This is a genomic window from Streptomyces triticisoli (assembly GCF_003270085.1).
Lineage (GTDB): Bacteria > Actinomycetota > Actinomycetes > Streptomycetales > Streptomycetaceae > Streptomyces > Streptomyces triticisoli.
Genome location: NZ_QFDQ01000001.1, coordinates 38387 through 57898 on the forward strand (window position 1 = coordinate 38387; position 19512 = coordinate 57898).

Consider the following 19512-nt stretch of genomic DNA (forward strand, 5'->3'; position numbering starts at 1 on the left):
CCGTGTCCGGACTGTGGCCTTTCCACGCACCGTCACCGGACCATGGACTACGACGGGATCAACATCTACCGCCCCCAGGCAGGGGCCGCCCCCGTCTCCGCTATTGAGGGCGAGGAATCCGACAAGGAAGTGGCGTGGATCGCCCTGATGCCGGGCGAGTACCCGGCCCGGCACTTCGCCGACCGCGAGGTCTACCATCTCGCCGGCGGGATCGCCTGGCCGGGACCTCACCACCGTGACTATGGCACCGCCAAGGTGGCTCACGATGCCTGCTGCCCGGGCCTGCACCGTAGCCAGCCCACCACCAGCCCGGGCGCGGGCGAGCTGTGGCGGGCGATGCGGCTCCGGCTGGCCCGAAGCCCACGGCCAAGCCGCTGATCAAGGGCTCTGGTCCCGGCACAGTGGCACGACGGATCCCCGGTAGGTGCCGAAGACGAAGGAGAGGTCCGTCCATGAACCATGCCCAAGTCGCCGCGCTGGGTCGTGCTCTGCGCGTCGCCGGTGAACACGAACAGCGGCTCACCGGCGGCGAGGCCGTCCCCAACGTGGAGGAGATCCGCCAGGACCTCGAACGCGCGCTGGCCCTGCTGGACGAGACGATCAGCACGCCCAAGCCGGTCACCCGATGCTCCGAACACCCGAACGGACCGGTCGACCCCGACGCCGCAGACCTGTGCCTGCTCTGCGAGACCCGCCGCCGGGCAGGTCGTCGTACACCGCCCCGACCGCGCTTCGCCGACCCCGACGACGAAGCCCCCGCAGCGCGGGTGCAGTCTCGGCACCGGCTGCGCGCCGAACAGCCCGAGCCGCAAAAGCGCTGGATCCCCGAGATGTGGAATGGGCAAGCCTGGCAGGTGTGCGGAACACCTCGACGCAGCGAGTCGGAGGCACAGGAGTACCTGGCGCAGCTGCGGCAAGGGCCGCACCCGGCGTCCGCCTACCGGCTGGTGTACGCGTTCACCGATCACAACGTCGTACGTGTCTGGGGCACCCCAACCTTCCGCCAGCAGGTCGACCTGTGACTCGCGAAGAGGCGGCCGGCGGTGAGCAACGCCTGGATCTGGCCCGGATGATGCTGCGGCGGGCCAGGGAAGATGCCCGTCTGCACCGTTTCACCGAGCGATCGGCTTCCCCTGCCGTTCGCAGGCAACTGCGCGGACGGACACCACCGGTGCAGCTCGGGCAGGCGTTGCTTGAGATGTTCTCCGAGCACGGGCTCTGGAGCGAGACCGAGGCGACGCTGCTCAACTGCTGGGTCTCCGTGGCCGGACCCCTGGTCGGCCACGTGGACCTGGCAGGCTTCGACCGGAAATCTGGAACCCTCACACTGTGTGGGTCCTCCACCGCCTGGATCACCCAGGTCAAGCTCCTGGCAGACGCACTCATCCAACGAATCAACGTCGAACTCGGCTCCCAGACCGTGCGCCGGATCCGTCTGGTGAAGAGGGACATCACCGGACCTCTACGGCCCTTCGCCCTACCGCCTTTCGTCCGACCGGACGGTACACACGCGCGGCGATGGCAGCCAGCACCAGCGTTGCCCGACCCTGCCATCCAAGCCGCCGTTCAACGCCAAAGGCAGCTTCTTCCGCGCGAACCCACGCGCCGGCCGTGAACCGTCAAGTTCCTCGGCCGGCACGGCAACGGGAAATGAGCGCCATCATCCCCCCGAGGGCCATAGAGACGATCAGCTCCTGCCGCTGGGGTGCCGCAGATACGCTCACCTCTGGCCACTTGCCTGGCCACTCGGGGAGAAGATACGAGGAGGGGGATTCCAAGGTGACCGCCGAGGACACCGATACCGCACTGCACCACCCGCACGATCTGCACGCCGAGAAAAGCGTCCTGAAGGCGATGCTGCGGTCGAAGGACGCGATCGCCGACATCGTCGAAGTCCTCCACGGCCACGACTTCTACCGGCCTGCCCACGCCCTGCTCTACAACACGATCCTCGATCTGTACGGGCGCAGCCAGCCAACGGATCCCGCTGCGGTGATCGCCCACCTCAGCGATCAGGAACAACTGGACGAAGCCGGGGGTGCCGCCTACATCACCGCGCTGGTCGATGGCCCTTCACCTTCGCGGAAGTGGATCGCCGACGCCGAACGCGTGGAAAACGCTGCCCTGCTGCGCCGCACGAAGGCCGCTGCTGTCCACATCGAAAACCTAGTCGCCGATGCGGAGCCGGACTCAGCGGACCGGATCGCGGACGCTGCGCAGGCGGAGATCTTCGCGGCGACCACGCGGCGTCCCCTGCTGCCCCCAGCAAGTCCTCTGGGGGACGTCATGGAAGACACACTCGACTGGATCGAGGCAGCTGGCAGCCGTGACGCGATCCTGCAGGGTGTGCCCACAGGCTTCACCGACCTGGACGCTCTGACTGGCGGACTCCACCCCGGTCAGCTCATCGTCGTCGCGGCCCGGCCGGCCATGGGCAAGTCCACGCTCGCGCTGGATTTCCTGCGCAACGCCAGCATCACGCATAACCTGCCTACGGCCCTGTTCACGCTTGAAGCCGACCGCAAGGAAGTCGGCATGCGGATCCTGTCAGCGGAAGCCCGTGTCTCCCTCTTCCACATTCGCTCCGGCACGTGCACCGATGAGGACTGGACCCGGATGGCCCGTCGGATGCCCGACATCAGCGCCGCGCCCATCTACATCCAGGACGGCTCCTACGCCAACCTGCACGACCTTCGAGCCCACTGCCGATACCTGCACAGCCGTATGGGCGTCCAACTCATCGTGGTCGACGCCGTTCACATGCTCACTTTCGGTACGAGGCAGCTCAACTCGCGCTACGAGGAAATCTCCGAGATCGCCCGCTGCCTGAAACTGCTGGCCAAAGAACTTCGGCTGCCTATCGTCGCCATCTCCACCCTCAACCGGGGACCGGAACAGCGCACTGACAAGAAGCCCATGATCAGTGACCTGCGAGACTCCGGGGCACTCGAAGACAACGCCGACGTGGTCATCCTGCTCCACCGCGAAGACGCCTACGAGAAGGAGTCTCCGCGCGCCGGGGAGGCCGATCTCATCGTTGCCAAGCACCGGCACGGTCCCACTGCCACCATCACGGTCGCCTTCCAGGGCCACTACTCCCGCTTCGTCGACATGGCGCAGACATAGCCGGGGACTCGCTGCCCACGTCAACCAAGGTCGTAACGCGAGGAAGACGACGCCGGGACAAGACACCGAAACACGAAGCCGGGCCTCCCCAACGGGAGGCCCGGCTTCAATGCGTTGGATGCCCTCAGCCGGCCGGCGCCCGCAGGAGCCGGTCGCGTGTGCTCTCGGGCAGCACCCGGCGCAGGACCGGTGCGCTGGCACTGAGGGAGTCGGCGAAGGCGGCGACGAGGTCGTGCGGCACGCTGGCGCCGAACGATGCGGCCCACAGGTAGCCCGCGCCGGGCACCGGCTCGGCCCATGCCTGCCACCCGGTCAGGACCGCCTCGTCCGCCTCGGCCACCAGGGCGAGCGGGTCGGCGTCCTGGATGAGGGGCGGCACCTCGCCGAGGCGGATGTGGGAGGCGAACGTCGGGTCCATCGCCCTCGCGCCGGGCCGGTCGATGTCGCGCGGCCAGCCGTGCGCCGTGACCGCGTCGAGGACCAGCTCGGGGCCGCCGAGCGGCACGGCGGGCTGATCCCGGGCGTCGAGCGCGACGAGGAAGTCGGCGAGGACCTCCCCGGGGACATCGGGGGTGAAGTAGGCCGACCACCGGGCGAGCGGGCTGCTCGGGTCGGTACGAGCGGAGACCTGCCAGGCGATCGGCAGGCTGCCCAGGTGGAACGGCTCGTCCGGCAGGACCCACTGCGCCCACCGCAGCGTGTCGGGGCTGACGTGCAGGACGGTGCTGCGCAGGACCTGGCGGTCCTCCGGCGCCTCGTCCGGCTCCTGCCGGCCGCGGACGATCGTCAGGCTCGTCCAGCCCAGGCCGGCGAGCGGGTCGGCGACGGCGTCGTACAGGCGTCCGTCGTCACCGGCCAGGTGCCGGGGACCGACCCAGTACGCAGACGGGACGCTGGTCGGGGCGGACGGGTCGAGCGGGAAGTCGGGGTGCAGGGGCGCCTCCAAAAGCTTGTGGGTTTCTGCTTGCCGCCAAAGGCGCGGCGGCGCCTGGTACGGGAGCCTGCCGGGTCAGCCTTACGGCGACCTCGGGTGGCAGACGATCGAGCCGTGTGTCCGCCTCCGGCCTTCGGCGAGGTGGACGACGGACCGTCCGGGGGCCTCCGGCTCGAGCCTCTGGTGTCACACCTGCCGGGAGGTCTCCAGCACACGAGCCACGGCGGCGGCGACGATGTCGGCCGGCGTCTCGGTGTCGAAGGACATCTGGTAGCCGCGCACCTCGGCCGTACCGGTAACGGCGATCTTCCACCCCTCGCCCTCGGTGCCCGGGCGGCCGGACGGGAACCATCCAAGGTAGAAGGAGCCATCCTTCGAGTTGATGTGCACGTCCGCGCGGTCGTCCACGACCAGGTTGAAATCGTCGGCGGAGAACTGATCCATCACGAGCGTGGGCTGGCCCGGGCCGAGCCGCCACTCACGCAACCGCAGAGCCTCGACGGTGGTGGAAAATCCGGGACCCGGGGGCGCCGCAGTCACGGGCAATCACCTCTTCGACCTGGTGGTTTGCAAGAAGGTCGTCCACGTTGACATGTCCTCGCACGCGCTGGCCAGCACTTCGCGGATCTTTGCTGTCTGCCCCCGGCGAACTGAGGTGCGGACCATTCCCCGCGTGGCTCGGGGCCGCGTGCGCGCGATCCGCCGCAGCCCGCTCCGTCACGCCTCGTCAAGGTCACCGCCGACGAGCGCCAAACGGAACGGCGCCGACCCACCGAGTGGGCCGGCGCCGGGTCTCAGTCTCAGACGTCGATGCGGGCGACCTTACGCCCCACCTTGAGGTACAGCTCGGCGCCATCGAGCGCCCCGACCTTGCTCACGACCGCGTTGAGCGTCTGCTGGACGGAAGCCTCTGTGAGCTGCGTGGTCTGCTGCTCTCCGTCTGTCTCGCGGATCAGGCGGAGGCCCTTCTGCTGAGCCACGCGGCGCACAGCGGAGATGCTGGGGGCGAAGTCCAGCGTGCGGCTGATCAGCGCCCCGAGCGTTTCCTCGGCATGGTCCTTCAGGGAGACGACGGGGAGGTTCTGGGTGTCCCCGAAGGAGCGCCTGGAGAAGCGCGCCGTGAACTCCGCGCGGGCGGCGGCGGCAGCGTCCAGGCCGTGGAGAGCGGCCACTACCTCGCCGGCGAGGATCCGCTTGACCGCCATGGGGTGCGCGGTTCCCTCCTCCAGGCGCTTGGTGACCACGCGGATCTCATCGTCCGTCCACTCGGTGAGCAGCTGGAGGTACGGCTCGGTCAGGTGGTCGGGGATGGACATCAGCCGACCGTAGACCTCGTCCGGTGAGGCCGTCAGGCCCACGTAGTTGCCCTTGCTCTTGCTCATCTTGGCGCCCGTGCCGTCTGTGCCCTCGATGAGCGGGGTGGTGATGACGACCTCGGGGGCCTGGTCCGAGATCTCCATGACCTTGCGGCACATCTGGAGGTTCAGCAGCTGGTCCACGCCTCCGAGCTCGACATCGGCGTCGATGGCCACCGAGTCCCACGCCATGACGACGGAGTAGACGAACTCGGCGACGGACAGCCCTTGGCCCTCGGCGAGCCGGGTACGGAAGTCCTCACGCTGGAGCGACATGGACACCGGCACCCGGGCGAGGACCCCGACGAGCTCCGGCAGAGTGACCTTGTTCAGCCACTCGCCGTTGAACCGCAGGTCGGCACGCTTGAAGTCGATGAACGGCATGACCTGCTGCTGGTAGCCGCTCAAGTTGCGGGCGATGTCCTCGTCAGTGAGGGCCGGCCGCTCCGAGGAGCGTCCCGACGGGTCGCCGATCTTGGCCGTGACGTCGCCGATGATGAAGACGACGTGGTGGCCCATCCGCTGGAACCGGCTGGCGATGATGATCGGCACGGCGTGGCCGAGGTGGACATCGGGCGAGGTCGGGTCGATGCCGTACTTGACGACGAACGGACGCCCCGCGGCCTGCGCGGCCTCGATTTTCTCGGCGAGCACCGCGGCCGAGGGGATCAGGTGATTCGCGCGCCCCTCGACCAGGGCCGCCTGCTCCTGGGGGGAGAGGTCGGAGAGGTCCAGAGAGCGCCTGGCCGTTGTCTCACTGAGCAGCTGCGCGGCCGTATAGTCCGCGCCCAGGTCCGCTCCATCGAGGATGTGCATGACACGGGTGACGGACTCACTCAAACGGCTCATGGCGCCTATACGCTCCTGCGTCGGACAACTGGCCTGACCAGTATGGGATTGGAAGCGGCGATTTTATCATCGCTGCCCTCGGTGCATCATCGGATTGATCATGAATGAGGCTGCTGTCTCTGGCCCGTCGCCAGCCGCACCAGCGGCCGTCCCGCGATCGTGCTGGAGAGGGACCGGAGCCACGGTGCTATTGAGTCACGGGCACGGAGCGTGCCCATGAGCATTCCTGGAATCAGGAGCATCGCGGACAGACGCTTCTCGCGCTGCATGGCGGATTCCACTTTGTGACCGAAGGCGAGGGTGCGGAAATGCCAGGAGATCCTTCGGAGCTGGCGGGCGGAAGCCCACGCGGGAGGGCTTTCGTACATCGCGCGGAGACGGTCCGAGAGCGCGAAGCAGACGTCAGCCCGGTAGTCCTGTGAAACGCCGGGCGTGGTGCGGTCGGTCATGCTGCGGGGGTGGACCCGGTAGAAGGTCAACGGGTCCCGGAGGGCGATCCCCCGGCCGGCCTCACGCAACGCGTGGAAGAAGATCTCGTTGCTCGCCGGAAGGAGGCTGAGGGCGGCATCGCGGTGGACCACCAGTGTGCTCGTGTTTCCGCCCGGATGCGGCTCCTTCAACATCGGATTCCCGTCGGAGTCGACCACGTGCTCCCAGTGCTCGATGAACAGCACCTCGCCCATCATCGCCTCGGCGCATGTACGCAGCTTCGACGGGTGGAACCAGTCGTCGGCGTCGAGCGGCACCACCCAGTCACCGGTGCTGAGGAGAAAAGCATCGGTCAGGGTCTGTCCGAAACCCTGCTGGTTTCTCCGGATTACCTTGACGTTGTCCTTGTGGCGCAGGCACACCCCTTCTGTTTCGTCGCTGGAGCCGTCATCGATGACGATCACTTCGTGAAGGGAGAAGTTACCGGGTTCCTGCTCCAGGCAGCTGGTTATGGCCCGGTCGAGATACCGGCCGTAGTTGTGGCAGAGGATCACGCACGAAATACGAGGGGGGCCACTCACCGGTCACCTCCGTACACGCGGGCGTACTGGTTCAGAATGGTCCGGTGTTCCTGGGTCCTGTAATCGAGGAACTCGCGGTCGAGGCGGCGGGGCCTGGATTCGAGCCGTGCTGCCGCGTTCTCCAACGCGGTCAGGAATTTCTCGCCGAAGAGGTTCGGATGCCCCTGCGACCAGTCGAACCACTCGGGTTTTTCGACGAGCCCCTTGTGCTGCTCGTACTGCTCGGGCAGGTGCCCCGTGCGGGAGCAGACCGGAAGCAGGTTCAGGTCGAAGGCCAGCTCCAGCTGGCCGGAGTGGCTGCCCCAGAGGTACGGGAGCAGCAGCGCATCCGAAGCCAAGCCGGCGCTGACCACTTCTTCATCCGTGGGGTACGGGCGCATGGTCAGGCGTATACGGGGATCGCGCCGGGCCGTCTCCAGGAGCAACGGAGCACGGCCCCCGTCGACGAAGTCGGCAGGGCTGAACGCGCGCAGAAGGACGTGGAGGCTGCTGTCGGGGTCCGTGATCCCAAGGCTCCAGTTGGCCATGGTGGACAACTGGTCCCGGCTGACCCGCGAGGCCCCGAACATGAGGTACCGGGACGAGCTGCTCGACTCGCGCTCCAGGCCAGCCAGTGCCTCCGGGGCAGCCACGTACCCGTGGGGGATGACCGCTGCACCGGGGCTCCTGCCAAGGGTCTCGGTCAGCTTGCTGGCAGAGCCCTCGGTGAGACAGACCCAGCTGACCTCGGCAGAGTGAAGCATCCGCAGTCGCGCCGTGAAGCCCTCGACGTTGCCGACCATGGGCCGAGTGTCGTGGGCGGTGAAGACCACCTTGACCCCGTCGCCGAGACACGCGTCGAGCAGGCGTTCCAGAGTGGCGGGGTCCTCGAAGTCGATGTGGTGCAGATGCAGGACGTCGAGCCATGTGAGGGGGCCGTGTTCGAGGAGCCAAGCGGCGTCGACCGCCGTCGGCACCGTGTCGCCGCTGGGGAGCTCGGTCCCGTTCAGGATGTGGAAGTCACGGCTCTGCAGCTTCCACGCGTACGGGGTACGAGCCGGCAGGTGGACGACACGCATGCCCTCGGATCGGGGAGCCGCTGTCACCGCTGTTCGCCCTCCGTCCCTTCCAAGCCGACGAGGAGCAACTGGGTGGACAGGCCGTTCGAGGCGTCGTCGCTCCGAGTGAGTCCCGCGTAGTGGATCTCGAACCCAGAAGCCTTCAGCAGCGCCTGGAACTCGTCGCTCGCCCACTCCCGGACATGGCTGGGGTTGCGCGGCGGTCCGGGAGCGTCGTAACCGCTGCGGCACTCGCGCGCCGGCGTGGACAGCACGGCGGCGGCGCTGCCCTCCACGAGGAGGCCACGGATCAGGGACAGGGCCGGAGCCGGATTCACCAGGTGCTCGATTACGTCGGAGCAGACGACGATGGACCTGCGCACGAGGGAGGAGGAGATCGGCAGTCGCTCGGCCGATTCGAGATCGACCTCGATCCACTCGCCGAAGGGGTGGTTGTCGCGGCACCACACGAGGTTGTCCCCGAAGTCCACGCCGATGAAGGACCAAGCCGGGTACTCGTAGGCCAGCGACGCCAGTTTGCCCGCCCGTCCGCAGCCGATGTCGATCACGACGTCGCGGCCGAGTTGCTTCGCCCGGGCGGCGGCGTAGGGGTAGACGTCGGGCTGCCAGGTCACGGTGTCGTCCGTCTCGTCGAGGAAGTACTCCACCTGGTCCCGGCTGCGGTAGCCGCTCCTGATGAAGTAGGTCCCGGCGCCGCCGATGGGCTGTCGGGAGGTCGTGGTGTCCGTGTGCACGGGAGACTCCTCGCTTACTTCGGCCAGTGGGAGAACAGAGAGATCAGCCGTTCGACCAGCTGCTCGCGTACGGTGCGCCATTCAGGGCTTCCATCGCGGCGCGCGGCTGAGGCCCGGTCGTACTCCCGACCGTCGACCTCGGGCAGACACGCGTACATCTGGAGCAGCGCCGAGCCGTCGTCGGTGGGCGCGGTGTCGGTGTCCGCCCTGAGCAGGGCCCGGATGTCCTCGGTGCACATGGAGGCGTCGATCCCGGAGCCGGGGATGCTCTTGCTCATCTTCGGGAGGCCGCCGAAGCCCGGGATCATCTTGGTGTAGATGCCGGCCAGCCGTTCCGCGGGCAGGCCCCAGCGTTCCGCTCCGCGTCGGGCGAGGACGACGTACTTGTGCTCGTCGACTCCGAGGGAGACCAGGACGTGCCGCCCTTCGCGGAGAAGATGGACGAAGTCCGCCGCCATGAGCAGGGTGGCCTGCTTCATCCCGTAGTTGAGGTGGTCGAAGACCCCGTGGTTGCGGTAGAGCCCGGCGAGGTCCTCCTCGGCCCAGTGGAAGTCGTCGTCGTCCAGGTGGCGCGACAGCAGGAACGCGGTGGCCATGACGTCGGTCTCGCCCTCCTGTCTGCGCAGCACACCCCGCTCGGCGTCGAACCCGAGGCGCAGGACGAACTCCTCGTACTGGTCGGCGAGTTTCCGTACCGAGTCCAGGGGCGTACGGCGCGCGTTGTAGGAGTCGAGATCACCCAGCACGATCTGCACATCGAGCCCGGACTGCTGCAGCTTGACCGCACGCAGCAGCTGGAAGAGGGTGCCGGCGTGCGGCGGGCCGCCGAGCCCGACCCCGGTGGTGACGATCGCGGGCTGCTCGGCCGCGACCGCCTCCGCGAACTGGCGCGCTCCGGTGTGGCACACCCACTTCGTGCGCAGGTCGCCGGGGCTCATCCCCGCCAGGCCGAAGTCGATGGTGCCGAGCCCGAGGCGCTCATAGCGGTGCTGGTCGATGACGCTCTCGTAGTACGCGGTGTCGAACTTCATGCGATTCCTTCCAACTGGGTCTGCTCACGGAGGGAGAAAGCCCGGCGGACCAGCGGCTCGAAGCCCTCGACCAGGAGGTCGCCGAGCACCGCGTTGCGAGGTGCCGCGACGCTCCCGAGGTCCGCCGTGACCGTTCCGTCGGCGAGGACCCACACGCGGAACGGATACGGGTCCTCCGGGGCACGCGTCGGCTGGGCATAGATCGTCACGCCGTTGACGTCGCCGCGTACGTCGTCCACGGCCCGCACGAAGTCGTCTCGTTCGAAGCCGTAGATCTCCGCCTTGTGCGCGTTCGCGCGGCCGATGGGGCGGTACTGGGAGATCAGCCAGTACTCGACGTCTGTCTGCTGGGCCACCCCGGTGATGAGCTGCGCGAGGCGCGGCAGCTCCTTCACGGAGCCGGCCGTGGTGAACGTGTTGAACGCGAGGCGCCGCTGGTCGCCGGTGAGGAGCTCGACGTTGGACAGGAAGCGTTCGAAGTACCCCTGTCCGCGGAACCAGTCGGCCGTCTCGGAGTCCGGGCCGTCGACTGCCAGGGAGTACACGGTCACGTGGTCGCGGAGGCCGGCATAGCGTTCGCTCAGGAGCAGCCCGTTGGTGTGGAGGTTCGTCTCGAAGCCGACCTCGGTGGCGTGCCGGAGGGCCACCTCCAGGTGGTTGTCGTACGGCATCACGGGGTCCCCACCGGTGAAGACGCACCGGTGGGCCTCGGACTCCGAACGGATCCGGCCGATCACACGGCGGACCGTGTCCGCGTCGGTGCTGACCCGGTTGCGCTCGCGGTAGCAGAAGCGGCACACGCCCGGTGAGGTGCTGGTCGCGGTCAGGTCCCAGGCGTTGCAGTCGGTGTTGAGGACCAAGTGGACGATCGCGAGTTCGTCGTGCGTCAGCACGGTGCCACCTCCTTGACGCCCGGGCTCACCAGAACGGCCGTCGGGGAGATGCGCTGCAGAAGCGAGTGGAGCTGGCGCGGGGCACCGCCCGTGAGCCGTACGAACCGCTGGAGCGTGTCCAGTCCCGCGCCCGCGTCGATGATGGTGAGGGCCTTGTCGATGCCGGACCGGATGGTGGGAGTCGCTTCGGACATCACCATGAGCAGGGCCGCGTTGAGGGCGATTGCCTTCCGCGCCTCACTGGCGTCCCGGCCGGCCAGCACACGGATCGCAGCGGTGACGTTCTCCCGGGGGTCCTCGTACTGGGTGACGGACATCAGGTCCTGCGGCATCGAGACCGCGCCCCTGCGGACCTCGTCGTTGAAGGCCAGGTCCTCGTCGCCGGCGTTGATGCGGCAGGCCCGCACCGTGCTTCCGGGGATCAGCTCGTCGACCTGGACCGCGTTGCCGACGCTGGAACTGACGACCGTCACGTCCGGCAGGCCGAGGCGGGACAGCAGCCGGGCGGAAGCCCCGACCGCGGGGTGCGAGAGGCCGTACACGTAGGCCGGGCAGGCGACTGGGCTGAGGAGGGCGGGGAACGCCAGACTGAGGGCGTGTACGGCCTGGAACCTGCCTCCGTAGCGGCGGTCGAACTCGGGTACGCGGTTCTCGATGGAGAAGAACCCGAAGCCGACCTCCGCCGTGATGTCGACCATCTCCTGGTGCGGCACCGTGTCGCTCGTCGCCCCCACGAGGTCGATGAAGTCGCGCGATCCGGTCTTCGACGACGCACTGCGGGATCCGAGTTTCGCGACGTGTGCTCCCCCGGTGGCCGCCACCAGCGCGGCGGCGGTGCTGAGGTTGATCGTCTTGAAGGTCTTCTTCCCGCTACCGGTGTAGCCGACGAACCGCATGTCCGCGGGCGGCTGGTGGAAGTCCCAGCCACTTCGGTCCAGGGCCGTCGAGGCTCGGACAGCGGCCTCGACCTCCTCCAGCCTTGGCCCTCGCAGGAGCAGTCCGGTCAGGACGCTTCCGAGCATCACGTCCCGCGTGTGGCCCTCCGGTAACGCGAGAATGCGCGTGATGCCGTCGTGGACGTCCTGGGGTGGGATGTCGGCGGGCGAGTTGATCCTGTGGGCCAGCAATGGCGCTGTCATCGCCACGGTGTCGGCTCCTTTCCTTCAGATGTCGGACGCGAGCAGGACCTTGAACGGACGGTGGCGGGCTCCGCTCTTCAGGGCCGCCAGTCCCTGTGGCAGGTCGTTGAGAGGGAATCTGTCCCGGGTCATCAGGGCAGCCCAGTCGCCGCCCTTCGCGAGCACGTCGATGGCGTCACGGAAGTCGTCGTGGCCGTCCGCGCGGCAGTACGAGAAGGAGCCGCGCAGGGTGATCGAGCGCCGGAAGATGCCCCGCAGAGGGACCGAGAGAAACACCCGGGGCGCGTAGGCGTTCTGTACGAGAACCGTTCCACCGTCACGAACCGCGCTCAGAGCCTGGCGTATGGGGGAGTCGCTGTCGCCGGACGCGGCGTCCACGACGACGTCGCACGGCGGCAGCTCGGTGGAGCGGAGGTTGATGTGCGGGTCGAGGACGTAGCCCAGTTGATGCGACCGCGAAGGTTCCCTGACCAGCATGTGCACGTCCCACCCGGCCTCCGCTGCGCAGATCGCCGTGCACACCCCGAGGACGCCGCCCCCGATGATGCCGAGCCGCCCAAGAGGCAGCCGGAGACCGCAGCGGACTCCGTGCAGTGCCACTGCCATCGGATCGGCAAGCACACCGTGCGCGGCATCCTGCAGGTGGGGTAACGGGATGACGTTGCCGCGGGGCACCCTCACGGCGTCGGCGAGACCCCCGGGAAGGTCCCATCCGATGCGTCGCAGCTCCGGGCAGAGGTGAACGTGGCCGCGGTCGCAGTAGTGGCACGAGCGGCAGGGCACCAGCGGGTCGACCGCGACCCAGTCACCCGTCTCCGAGTCGACCCCGACGACCTCGTGTCCGGGATACCAGGTCTCCGGCAGCCGCCCCTGCCACGGGTGACTGAGCTTCGCGACATCGCTTCCGCACAAGCCCGTGTACCGGATCTCGACCATCGTCGTGCCGGCCATCGGGTGCATGTCGACCGGCGCGGGGAGCCGGCGGAGGATGCCGCCTTCGACTGCCCATGCGTGCGGGATGTTCATCGCTCCCTCCACGTGCTCAGTAAGGACGGGAGTGCCTCCACCTCTGGTATCGCCCTGCCGTGCCAGGCGGTCTCGCCGAACGCGAGGCCGTGCGGCCCACCCCGGCGTTCCACACGAACCGCACGCATCTCGGCGCGCTCCGCCCCGGCCAGTTCGTCACCGCCGCCGTCACCGCAGTAGAGGACCTGCTCCGGGGCGACGCCGAGCGCTCCGAGGGCCTCGCTGAAGAGCTGAGGCGCGGGTTTCACCGCGCCCGCCCGGCAGCTGAACACGGCGGCGTCGAAGTGCGGAGCGAGACCGCTGTGGCTCCACGCCTCGGCGATGTCGGGGGACGCGTCGCTGAGAACAGCCAGCCGGACCCCGCCGTGCCGAAGCTCCTTCAGGGCCTGCAGGAGCGTGACATCGGTCTGGAGCCGGTCGCGGGCGAGTTGCGCCAGGAGCCGTTCCAGCTCGTTCACACAGGACACGGGAGCTTTGCAGTGCGCGACGAGGTGTGCCGCGACCTCGGCAGTGGACCTCAGCTGCCCGTCGTGCCTCGCCCGCCAGCTGCAGGACAGTGCCGATTCGGCGACCGCTGAGGACACACGCAGTACCTCGGCGAACTGGGTGGCGGCAGCACTCCGTTCAACCGCGCTCGGGGCCGTGACGAGAGTGCCGAAGAGATCGAGTATCACCGCGGTCGGTCTCGAAGACCGAGCTGCGGACCCCTGCCCGAGAGAAGCACCAAGCAGCACGTCGCTCACGGGGTGTGTGCTGATCGCGGACAGACTCGTCGACAAGGCGGTGCTCGTCGGCGGATAGCGCATGGCGAGGCTCCATCAGTAGATCGGTGATCTTGAGCAGAACCCAGCCCTCCGGCCGGCTGTGTACCAAAGACCCGACGACGAGCTGGTCGTCGCGCGAGGGAAGGGCGGGCGCCCTCCGGGAAACCGGCCCGCAGGCGGTGTGCGTTGTGTACAGAACAATCCCACCGGGAAGGACACGCGAGCGGACAGACTGTCCGCACGTTCTTCGCGCACAGGTCTTGACTCATGCGCTAGCCCTCGCTAAAAGCGCGGGGCGCTATTGAGGGATTACTGGAGGGGAGTATTCATGCGGTTTATGCAAAATTGGGCGGCCCCGCATGCAGGGGGCCGGCTGATGTCCAAGCGCGCACATGTCGACGACGCCGCTGTTGACACTTGGCGAGCAACTCTGTGGGGCTGGACATCGTCCGTACGCTGAGTGCAGTGCTCCGTCGCGAAGGGATCGCCCCACCAATGAGTGAAAACCTGACGCTGGGAGACCGTCTCCGTATAGCCCGCCGGACACGGAAGCTGTCTGCCGCTCAACTGGCACAGAAGGTCGCAATATCACCCAGCTACGTCCAGAAGCTGGAGTCCGGCGCGCGCAAGGCTTCACCGTCGCTGGTCCTGGCGCTCGCCAAGGCACTGCACTTCGGCCCCGAGGTCCTCACCGGCCAGCCGTACTACGGTGAGCCGGAAGCCGAGGACGGCGTGCACACGGTGATCCCGGAACTCCGGAGGATCATGCTGTGCTACGACACCCCGGACGAACTTGAGATCGCCCCGAGGCCGCTGTCGGTTCTCGCGTCCGAAGTCGACCAAGTCGCCGCTCTCCGGCGGGACGCGCGCTACGCGCCCATGGGTCCGCTCCTGCCGCCGATCATCACGGAACTGACGCATCTCGCCCTCGACGGCCGCAACGGTGACCAGGCCAAGGCGTTCTGGCACCTCGCGCGTGCTTACCGGGCGGTGAACTCCCTTGCCCACAAGATGGGGCATCACGACCTGTCCAACACGGCGCTGGAGCGGGTGCGGTGGGCTGCTGACCTGTCCGGTGATCCGCTGATGAAGTTCACGGCTGGGTACCTGGTCGCCGGCGCGATGCTCCGCCAGGGGGCCTACTCATCCGCACGCCGCAAGCTCCAGGCGCTGCGCCAGGAGCTCGAACGAGTCCAGCCGGAACGCTCCTTCACCAACGACGCGCTCGCGGTCGACGGAGCGCTGCTGCTGAAGCTGGCCGTGCTGGAGGCCAGGGAGAACAATCCGGACCGTGCGGACGACTACCTGCGCGAGGCCGAGATCGTGGCCAGAATGGCCGGCAACCGTGACTCCCTCGCCTACGAGATGTCCTTCGGGCCGACGAACATCCGCATCCACGAAGTGCACGCCATGATCGACATGGGGGACACGGAGCAGGCTCTCGCCCGCCTCACGGAGTGGTCTGACGTGCCGGGCGGGGAGTGGGTGCCCCCGGCCTCAACGGTGGGCGAGCGGTCGAGCCACCACTTCATCGACGTGGCCTCGGCAAAGCTGGCCGTGGGGGACAGGGCGGGTGCGTTCGGGGACCTGCGACGTGCGCGTAAGGTCGCCCCGAACCACACGCGATTCCACCCCTCGGCTCGCGAGACGGTCGCGGCACTCCTGCGGATGGACGCGCACCCTTCCAACGAGCTCTCTTCGTTCGGTAGTTGGGCGGGAGTTATCACAAGCTGAGGAACAGTCAAGACACTTCGCAGGGAAATCCCACGGACAATCTGTCCGCGCACGGAACCAACAGAGTGGAAAGGTCTCCTCACAGATGGTTCTGAGGAGGCCGTTTCCATGCCCGACGTCACCCCGCGCGTTCCCGCGCTGCCGCCTCGGTGGATGCCGATAGGCGACGATCCCGAACTGTGCTCGGCGGGTCACTGGTGGGACGCCATACGCGTCGTAGAGATAACCGGCCGGCGCGCGATCGAGCTTCTCCGCGAGGACGGCACGGTGGTCGGTCCGGTCATCCTTGACCCCGGAGGGCCGGAGCCTCGCATGTACTTCCTCGTGCCGCCCGGCACGGCCGTCGGCTGGGAGGAGCCAGGAACGGTTCCTCTCGGACAGAAGTGCCACATCGTCGTGCCGCCCGCCGAGGCCACGGAGCCGCCCGGGTTGCACTGGCACGTCTTCCCTCAAGGGCCGAGGTCGCTGACACAGCCCGGCCGGCTGCGCAAAGCTCTCGGCCAGGCGCGCAGGGAGCAGCGCGGCCCGGCGGAGGCCGCGGATTCCTGATGTCCCTGCGCATCTCCCTCGTCCTGCTGCTCGGGATCGTCCTGGTTGTGCTGATCCGAGGCGGCTCCCTGAAGGCCGGGCCCGCGGTCGTGAGCGTGCTCTTCGGGTTCTTCCTGGCCAGCACGTCGATGGCGCCGGAGATCAATCGGCTGGTCTCCAGTGTTGTGGGCATGATCGGCCAAATTCGCTTCTAGATCGCCACTGGCCAGATTTGGACAGCGCTGCTCGATCGAGGACATGATCCGGACGACGAAATCCATGTCGTCAGATGGACGCAGGGCCATGTGCCCCTGCTGTGCGCCCTGTTGAGTGTCAGTGGCCGTTCCTATCGTGGAGGAATGGCGAACGGGGTGTGGCACACCGGTTATGGCATAGAGATCAACCTGTCGTTACCCGACCTCGGGCATCCGGGCCGTCCGGAGCTGCTTCGTGAGATCACCGCGAGCGTGACCGACCGCGACCCGCAACTGCTTGAATGCCTGGCGCACCACGAAGGGCGGGAGTGCCAGTCGGAGACCGGCGGGAAGTCTCCGTGGATGTTCATCCGCCGAGGTCGCGTGGGCGGCCGAAGGCCGCTGGTTGCCTCTCACCTGCCGGTTACGCACAAGCCGACCCCGGCAGAGAGCGCGCAGCACAAGGCCACCAAGGAGCGGGTCGTCGAGACTGCCGCGCGGTACGGGCTGGATTCCGAGGCCGAAGTTCCCGTGGCGAACCGGCGGAGCGTCACGGACGCCGTCGTCACCGGGCCCGGTGGCATACGGATCGGCTGGGAGATCCAGTACCACCACATCAGCCCCAGCAGCGTGCACCGCCGCTCGGTCAATGCTGTGGAGCACGGCGTCACGCCCTTGTGGGTGGCGAAGGACCGGGCGGCTTCCCTGATCGACCGTGCGCCGTGGGCACGCGTCGACGACATGCCGTGGAAGGACATCGACGACGGCAAGGAGATGGTGATCCGCGGTGGGTACCTCCATCTTCAGGTCTGGAAGTGCGTACCGAGCAGCGACCGCCACTGCCTCGTCAGCGAGGGTGCCGGTCACTGTGACGCGATTCACGCCGACTGGTTCGTGCCCGCGCTGTGTCTTCCCGAGAAGAAGCCGGTCCACATCGAAGACCTGGTCCTGCAGAGCGCCACGGGGGAGAGCGTTCCGGTCTACGTGCCCAGCCGCGGCAACGGCCGGGCCGGTCGGCACATGTGGGTGCCAGCGGAGGATCGCATGCTGTGGGAGGAGATCGTCGGTGAACGGACCCCTCTTCCTCCAGCCTCCGCCGAAGAGGACGACGACGTGATCACCTTCGCCGAGCAGGAGATCGACCGCACCTGCCGGGCAAGGGAAGAAGGCCGGTTCGTCAGCGACGCTCGACCCCTCCGCGACCTCGGCCAGCCGACTGGCGGCTTCACCCTTCCTCGCATGCCCGTGCAGGGCTCCCGTGAGGCGATGCGGATCACACCAGTCGAGCGGGCCGCTGCGTCCGCCGCGCTGGGATGCCCGACGTGGGAGCTGGGGCCGTGCGCCGGCTGCGGCCAGCTGATGCGCAGGTACGGGCGGTACGCGGCGATGTACTGCAAGGTGTGCCGGGCCGTCCTCAACGGGCGGTAGCCGGGAACTGCAACCAAAACTGCAACCACGGAACGACGAAGGCTCCGGCCGCGATGCGGCCGGAGCCTTCGTCTGCCCTGGTGGGCGGGTGCGGAGGATAAGGGATTCGAACCCTTGAGGGGTTGCCCCCAACACGCTTTCCAAGCGTGCGCCCTAGGCCACTAGGCGAATCCTCCGCCGGAAACATTACATGACCAAGAGGAGTGCTGGCGAACTCGTTCCCCGCCGCCGGCATCGGGTAGGCTTCTCGCAGCCCCTCACGCGGCGCTATCTGACTGAACTCCCCCAGGGCCGGAAGGCAGCAAGGGTAGGTCGGCTCTGGCGGGTGCGTGGGGGGCGCTTGCGTTGCGGGGGGCCCGTGTCCGTGGGCGGGCCGGTTGTCGGTGGACGCCTATAACCTCGTAGGCGTGTCGTCTCTCGCGCTGTACCGCCGCTATCGCCCGGAGTCGTTCGCCGAGGTCATCGGGCAGGAGCATGTCACCGACCCGCTGCAGCAGGCGCTGCGGAACAACCGGGTCAATCACGCGTACCTGTTCAGCGGTCCGCGCGGGTGCGGCAAGACGACCAGCGCGCGCATCCTCGCCCGGTGCCTGAACTGCGAGAAGGGGCCGACCCCCACGCCCTGCGGCGCCTGCGAGTCCTGCCGTGACCTGGCCAGGAACGGGCCGGGGTCCATCGACGTCATCGAGATCGACGCCGCTTCGCACGGTGGTGTGGACGACGCCCGTGACCTGCGGGAGAAGGCCTTCTTCGGGCCCGCGCGCAGCCGGTACAAGATCTACATCATCGACGAGGCCCACATGGTCACGCCGGCCGGTTTCAACGCGCTGCTCAAGGTCGTGGAGGAGCCGCCGGAGCACCTGAAGTTCATCTTCGCGACCACCGAGCCCGAGAAGGTCATCGGGACCATCCGGTCCCGGACCCATCACTACCCCTTCCGGCTGGTTCCGCCGGGGACCCTGCGCGACTACCTCGGTGAGGTGTGCCAGAAGGAGGACATCCCCGTCGAGGAGGGAGTCCTTCCGCTGGTCGTGCGGGCCGGCGCCGGATCCGTGCGTGACTCCATGTCCGTCATGGACCAGCTGCTCGCCGGCGCGGGGGAGGAGGGTGTGACCTATGCCATGGCCACCTCGCTCCTCGGGTACACCGAGGGCTCGCTGCTCGACTCCGTCGTCGAGGCCTTCGTCTCCGGCGACGGCTCCGGCGCCTTCGAGGTCGTCGACCACGTCATCGAGGGCGGCAACGACCCTCGCCGGTTCGTCGCCGACCTGCTGGAGCGGCTGCGGGACCTGGTGATCCTCGCCGCCGTTCCGGACGCCGCCGAGAAGGGGCTCATCGACGCCCCCTCCGATGTCGTCGAGCGGATGCAGGCCCAGGCCCGGTCCTTCGGCGCCGCCGAGCTGAGCCGCGCCGCCGACCTCGTCAACGAGGGGCTGACCGAGATGCGCGGCGCCACCTCCCCCCGCCTCCAGCTCGAGCTGATCTGCGCCCGCGTGCTGCTGCCCGCGGCCTATGGCGACGAACGGTCGGTGATGGCCCGCCTCGACCGGCTCGAGCGAGGTGTGAGCTTTTCCACAGGGGCCGGGGCGCCTGCGATGGGATACGCGCCGGGGCCGGAGGCCCACGGCGGTCCGATGAGTGGCCCGATGGGCGGTGGCGGCGCGGCTCCGGCGGCTCCGCCGGAGCCGCCGGGTGGCGGGGCCGCGGCC

At 68.2% G+C, this 19512-nt stretch carries 20 protein-coding genes, 1 tRNA gene and 1 other RNA gene; 10 read left to right on the forward strand and 12 right to left on the reverse strand.

The window, feature by feature from the left end:
- Positions 1–42: 42 nt before the first annotated feature.
- From DEP02_RS00195 to dnaB, 4 genes are all read left to right on the forward strand, one after another.
- Entirely contained in the window at positions 43–378 is a 336-nt protein-coding gene (locus tag DEP02_RS00195; protein ID WP_157977340.1) for a DUF6083 domain-containing protein, read from the forward strand.
- A 74-nt stretch (positions 379–452) separates the two neighbouring features.
- Complete coding sequence (locus DEP02_RS00200) at positions 453–1022, forward strand: hypothetical protein (protein WP_112465247.1); 570 nt, start codon at positions 453–455, stop codon at positions 1020–1022.
- The gene (locus DEP02_RS00205) at positions 1019–1615 is read left to right on the forward strand and encodes a DciA family protein (RefSeq protein WP_112465248.1); all 597 of its coding nucleotides are present in this window, start codon (positions 1019–1021) and stop codon (positions 1613–1615) included. The genes DEP02_RS00200 and DEP02_RS00205 overlap by 4 nt, the downstream gene beginning before the upstream one ends.
- Before the next feature lie 35 nt (positions 1616–1650).
- Entirely contained in the window at positions 1651–3126 is a 1476-nt protein-coding gene (gene dnaB, locus DEP02_RS00210) for a replicative DNA helicase (protein WP_112465249.1), read from the forward strand.
- A gap of 124 nt (positions 3127–3250) precedes the next feature.
- Here the strand turns inward: dnaB and DEP02_RS00215 are convergent, their stop codons facing one another.
- From DEP02_RS00215 to DEP02_RS00265, 11 genes are all read right to left on the reverse strand, one after another.
- Positions 3251–4072, reverse strand: a complete 822-nt coding sequence (locus DEP02_RS00215) for an SPDY domain-containing protein (protein ID WP_112465250.1) — start codon at positions 4070–4072, stop codon at positions 3251–3253.
- A gap of 174 nt (positions 4073–4246) precedes the next feature.
- The gene (locus DEP02_RS00220) at positions 4247–4600 is read right to left on the reverse strand and encodes an SPDY domain-containing protein (RefSeq protein WP_112465251.1); all 354 of its coding nucleotides are present in this window, start codon (positions 4598–4600) and stop codon (positions 4247–4249) included.
- A 260-nt stretch (positions 4601–4860) separates the two neighbouring features.
- Positions 4861–6264, reverse strand: a complete 1404-nt coding sequence (gene tyrS / locus DEP02_RS00225) for a tyrosine--tRNA ligase (RefSeq protein ID WP_112465252.1) — start codon at positions 6262–6264, stop codon at positions 4861–4863.
- A gap of 98 nt (positions 6265–6362) precedes the next feature.
- Positions 6363–7274 carry a glycosyltransferase family 2 protein gene (locus tag DEP02_RS00230; protein WP_112465253.1) on the reverse strand — a complete coding sequence of 304 codons (912 nt, stop codon included), beginning with the start codon at positions 7272–7274 and terminating at the stop codon, positions 6363–6365.
- Positions 7271–8332 (reverse strand): hypothetical protein, encoded by a 1062-nt coding sequence (locus tag DEP02_RS00235; RefSeq protein ID WP_112465265.1) that lies wholly within the window; start codon positions 8330–8332, stop codon positions 7271–7273. The genes DEP02_RS00230 and DEP02_RS00235 overlap by 4 nt, the downstream gene beginning before the upstream one ends.
- 23 nt (positions 8333–8355) lie before the next feature.
- Entirely contained in the window at positions 8356–9066 is a 711-nt protein-coding gene (locus tag DEP02_RS00240; protein ID WP_112465254.1) for a methyltransferase domain-containing protein, read from the reverse strand.
- Between the two features lie 14 nt (positions 9067–9080).
- Complete coding sequence (locus DEP02_RS00245; protein WP_112465255.1) at positions 9081–10097, reverse strand: nucleotidyl transferase family protein; 1017 nt, start codon at positions 10095–10097, stop codon at positions 9081–9083.
- Positions 10094–10990 (reverse strand): radical SAM protein, encoded by an 897-nt coding sequence (locus tag DEP02_RS00250; protein ID WP_112465256.1) that lies wholly within the window; start codon positions 10988–10990, stop codon positions 10094–10096. The genes DEP02_RS00245 and DEP02_RS00250 overlap by 4 nt, the downstream gene beginning before the upstream one ends.
- A complete protein-coding gene (locus DEP02_RS00255; protein WP_157977342.1) occupies positions 10984–12129 on the reverse strand; it encodes a hypothetical protein in 1146 nt (381 codons plus the stop codon). The genes DEP02_RS00250 and DEP02_RS00255 overlap by 7 nt, the downstream gene beginning before the upstream one ends.
- Positions 12130–12153: 24 nt before the next feature.
- Positions 12154–13155, reverse strand: a complete 1002-nt coding sequence (locus tag DEP02_RS00260; RefSeq protein WP_112465258.1) for a zinc-dependent alcohol dehydrogenase — start codon at positions 13153–13155, stop codon at positions 12154–12156.
- Positions 13152–13961, reverse strand: a complete 810-nt coding sequence (locus DEP02_RS00265) for an HAD family hydrolase (RefSeq protein ID WP_112465259.1) — start codon at positions 13959–13961, stop codon at positions 13152–13154. The genes DEP02_RS00260 and DEP02_RS00265 overlap by 4 nt, the downstream gene beginning before the upstream one ends.
- A 453-nt stretch (positions 13962–14414) precedes the next feature.
- Here DEP02_RS00265 and DEP02_RS00270 point away from each other — a divergent pair, with 453 nt between their 5' ends.
- From DEP02_RS00270 to DEP02_RS00285, 4 genes are all read left to right on the forward strand, one after another.
- Positions 14415–15653 (forward strand): helix-turn-helix domain-containing protein, encoded by a 1239-nt coding sequence (locus DEP02_RS00270; protein WP_112465260.1) that lies wholly within the window; start codon positions 14415–14417, stop codon positions 15651–15653.
- 108 nt (positions 15654–15761) lie between these two features.
- Entirely contained in the window at positions 15762–16202 is a 441-nt protein-coding gene (locus tag DEP02_RS00275) for a hypothetical protein (RefSeq protein WP_112465261.1), read from the forward strand.
- Complete coding sequence (locus DEP02_RS00280) at positions 16202–16396, forward strand: hypothetical protein (protein WP_112465262.1); 195 nt, start codon at positions 16202–16204, stop codon at positions 16394–16396. Before DEP02_RS00275 ends, DEP02_RS00280 begins: the two co-directional genes overlap by 1 nt.
- Positions 16397–16540: 144 nt before the next feature.
- Positions 16541–17803 (forward strand): competence protein CoiA family protein, encoded by a 1263-nt coding sequence (locus tag DEP02_RS00285; RefSeq protein ID WP_232838890.1) that lies wholly within the window; start codon positions 16541–16543, stop codon positions 17801–17803.
- Positions 17804–17894: 91 nt separating this feature from the next.
- On the opposite strand, the gene DEP02_RS00290 is transcribed toward DEP02_RS00285, so the two are convergent.
- Positions 17895–17979 (reverse strand) — tRNA-Ser (locus DEP02_RS00290).
- Between the two features lie 72 nt (positions 17980–18051).
- On the opposite strand from DEP02_RS00290, the gene ffs reads away from it, so the two are divergent.
- Positions 18052–18150, forward strand: an RNA gene (ffs, locus tag DEP02_RS00295) — signal recognition particle sRNA small type.
- 60 nt (positions 18151–18210) lie between these two features.
- Positions 18211–19512, forward strand: a 1302-nt coding sequence (locus DEP02_RS00300) for a DNA polymerase III subunit gamma and tau (RefSeq protein ID WP_117434513.1), incomplete at its 3' end; no start/stop codon positions are given.

Bases quoted from the DNA above. Each gene is read 5' to 3' on its own strand.
- DEP02_RS00235 (WP_112465265.1), bottom strand. From the start codon at position 8,332: ATGCGTGTCGTCCACCTGCCGGCTCGTACCCCGTACGCGTGGAAGCTG.
- DEP02_RS00200 (WP_112465247.1), top strand. From the start codon at position 453: ATGAACCATGCCCAAGTCGCCGCGCTGGGTCGTGCTCTGCGCGTCGCC.
- DEP02_RS00260 (WP_112465258.1), bottom strand. From the start codon at position 13,155: ATGAACATCCCGCACGCATGGGCAGTCGAAGGCGGCATCCTCCGCCGG.
- DEP02_RS00270 (WP_112465260.1), top strand. From the start codon at position 14,415: ATGAGTGAAAACCTGACGCTGGGAGACCGTCTCCGTATAGCCCGCCGG.
- dnaB (WP_112465249.1), top strand. From the start codon at position 1,651: ATGAGCGCCATCATCCCCCCGAGGGCCATAGAGACGATCAGCTCCTGC.
- DEP02_RS00255 (WP_157977342.1), bottom strand. From the start codon at position 12,129: ATGACAGCGCCATTGCTGGCCCACAGGATCAACTCGCCCGCCGACATC.
- DEP02_RS00245 (WP_112465255.1), bottom strand. From the start codon at position 10,097: ATGAAGTTCGACACCGCGTACTACGAGAGCGTCATCGACCAGCACCGC.
- DEP02_RS00265 (WP_112465259.1), bottom strand. From the start codon at position 13,961: ATGCGCTATCCGCCGACGAGCACCGCCTTGTCGACGAGTCTGTCCGCG.
- DEP02_RS00195 (WP_157977340.1), top strand. From the start codon at position 43: ATGGACTACGACGGGATCAACATCTACCGCCCCCAGGCAGGGGCCGCC.
- DEP02_RS00280 (WP_112465262.1), top strand. From the start codon at position 16,202: ATGTCCCTGCGCATCTCCCTCGTCCTGCTGCTCGGGATCGTCCTGGTT.
- tyrS (WP_112465252.1), bottom strand. From the start codon at position 6,264: ATGAGCCGTTTGAGTGAGTCCGTCACCCGTGTCATGCACATCCTCGAT.
- DEP02_RS00275 (WP_112465261.1), top strand. From the start codon at position 15,762: ATGCCCGACGTCACCCCGCGCGTTCCCGCGCTGCCGCCTCGGTGGATG.
- DEP02_RS00285 (WP_232838890.1), top strand. From the start codon at position 16,541: ATGGCGAACGGGGTGTGGCACACCGGTTATGGCATAGAGATCAACCTG.